General features: G+C 65.8%; 3 protein-coding genes. 1 reads left to right on the forward strand and 2 read right to left on the reverse strand.

What is annotated here, in order from left to right; all coding sequences use genetic code 11:
- Both VIR09_RS00700 and VIR09_RS00705 read right to left on the reverse strand, forming a co-directional pair.
- A partial coding sequence (locus tag VIR09_RS00700; RefSeq protein ID WP_332010749.1) for an amidase family protein occupies window positions 1-487 on the reverse strand: 487 nt, incomplete at its 3' end.
- Between the two features lie 75 nt (window positions 488-562).
- Window positions 563-1,879: an MFS transporter gene (locus tag VIR09_RS00705; RefSeq protein ID WP_207472661.1), complete on the reverse strand. Its 1,317-nt coding sequence runs from the start codon at window positions 1,877-1,879 to the stop codon at window positions 563-565.
- Between the two features lie 81 nt (window positions 1,880-1,960).
- On the opposite strand from VIR09_RS00705, the gene VIR09_RS00710 reads away from it, so the two are divergent.
- The coding region (locus VIR09_RS00710; protein ID WP_332010753.1) for an AsnC family protein at window positions 1,961-2,107 on the forward strand (147 nt) is incomplete at its 3' end.

A 2,107-nucleotide genomic window follows, 5' to 3' on the forward strand; every position in this document is an offset into this window, starting at 1 on the left:
CGCTGGACGAGCCGCCCGGCGCGCGCGCGGCCTGCGCGTCCCAGGGATTGCGCGCGGTGCCTTGGGTGGGGTTCTGGCCCGACAGGCCGAAGGCGAACTCGGTCATGCGGGTCTTGCCCAGCACCACCATGCCTTGCGCGGCCAGCTTGCAGAGCGGAACCGCCGTCTCGCCGCTGATCCGGCCCTGCAGGGCGAGCGAACCCAGGCTGGCGCTGACGCCTTCCCATTGCACGCTGTCCTTCACCGCCACCGGCACGCCATGCAAGGGACCCAGCAACATGCCCGCGGCGAGCAGGCGGTCGGCGGCGTCAGCCTGGGCCAGCGCGCGCTCGGCCGTGACTTCGCTATAGGCAGAAAGCGCGGGCGCGCGCTCGATGCGGTCCAGGAAGTGGGTGGTGACCTGGCGCGAACTCAGTTCGCGCCGGCGGATGGCGCCGGCCAGGGCCTGGGCGTCTTGGAAGTGCAGGGCGGTGTCTTGTGCTGGCATGGGTCTCATCGGAAAAGAAAAAGCTTTCCGGTCCTGCGGGAACCGGAAAGCGCTAGTACGTGACGCTCGTTTTGCTTACTTCAGGGTCTGGCCCTTGGTCTCGGGCATGCGGATGAAGGTGATCAGCGTGATCACGGCGCCCGCCAGCACGTAGTAGAAGAACCAGCGCTCCATGCCCTTGCTTTGCAGCCAGGTCAGCAGATAGGGCGTGGTGCCGCCCAGCAGCGCCACGACCAGGTTGTACGGCGTGCCGATGCCGACGGCGCGCACGCTGGTGGGAAACTGCTCGGACATGATGGCCGGCGCGATCGAGGTGTACATGGCGTACAGCACCAGGCCGAACAGTTCCACCGCCAGGATCGAACCGAACGAGGGGCCCAGCGTGGTCATCAGCGGATAGAAGAACACCAGGTAGCCGGCGGCGAAGAAGATCAGCTGCGGCTTGCGGCCGATGCGGTCGGACAGGATGCCGAACAACGGCTGCACCAGCATGAACACGATCAGCGCGACGGTGTTGGCGGCGAATGCGGTCTTCGGATCTGCATGCACCTGGCGGATGGCATAGGTGGGCACGTAGGCCACGAAGATGTAGAACGCGAACGTGGTCAGGATGGAGAAGCCCACGATGCGCAGCACTTCGCGCGGATGGTCGCGCAGCAGGGTACGCAGCGGCTGCTTTTCGACGCCGGCCTTCTTGGCGTGCGAGAAGGCCTCGGTTTCCGGGATCGAGCGGCGGATCCACATGCCGGCCAGGCCGCCCAGGGCGCCCAGGAAGAACGGAATGCGCCAGCCCCAGGCGGCCATCTCGGCCTTGCTCAGGGTCGAGGTCAGCACCCAGCCGATGGCCGAGGCGGCCAGGATGCCCACGGCGGCGCTGAAGAACACGAAGCTGGAATAGAAGCCGCGCTTGTTGGGCGGCGCCATTTCCGCCAGGAAGGTCGTGGCCGAGGCATACTCCCCGCCCAGCGACAGGCCTTGCAGCAGGCGCGCGGCGGTCAGCAGCAGCGGGGCGGCCAGGCCGATGGCGGCGTAGGTGGGGGTGACGGCGATGATCAGCGAGCCGCCGGCCATCATCAGAATCGTCAGGCCCAGCGCGGCCTTGCGGCCGTAGCGGTCGGAGAAAATGCCCAACAGCCAGCCGCCCACCGGGCGCATGAAGAAGCCCACGGCGAAAATGCCGAAGGTGGCCAGCAGGGCGGTGGTTTCGTTGCCTTCGGGGAAGAACTGGCTGGAAAAGAAGATGGCGAAGGACGCGTAGATGGTCCAGTCGAACCATTCGACGGCATTGCCTACACTACCGGCCAGAATGGTGCGCGCGCGGGAGACGGGCGCGGGGCCGGCCGAGGCGGCTGCCCCCTGCGGCTTGCGCAGGGGCGCTGATGTGCTGCTCATGAAAACCTCAAATAAGAATTTATTTTTGGTCAAAAAGACCGTTTAATTTTATGTTTTTATCAATGCGCGAACGTTAATTTAATGAATATGGACACGTCAAGTAAGGGTAAGCCCCTAGCTCCGGGGCTGGACGACACCGATCTCGCCTGCCTCATCGCGCTGCAGGCGGACCCGCGCGCGTCCTGGCGCGAGCTGGGCGCGGCGACCGGCATCGCCGAGCGCACCGTC

It is taken from the genome of Achromobacter sp. (assembly GCF_036567245.1).
GTDB lineage: Bacteria > Pseudomonadota > Gammaproteobacteria > Burkholderiales > Burkholderiaceae_B > Achromobacter.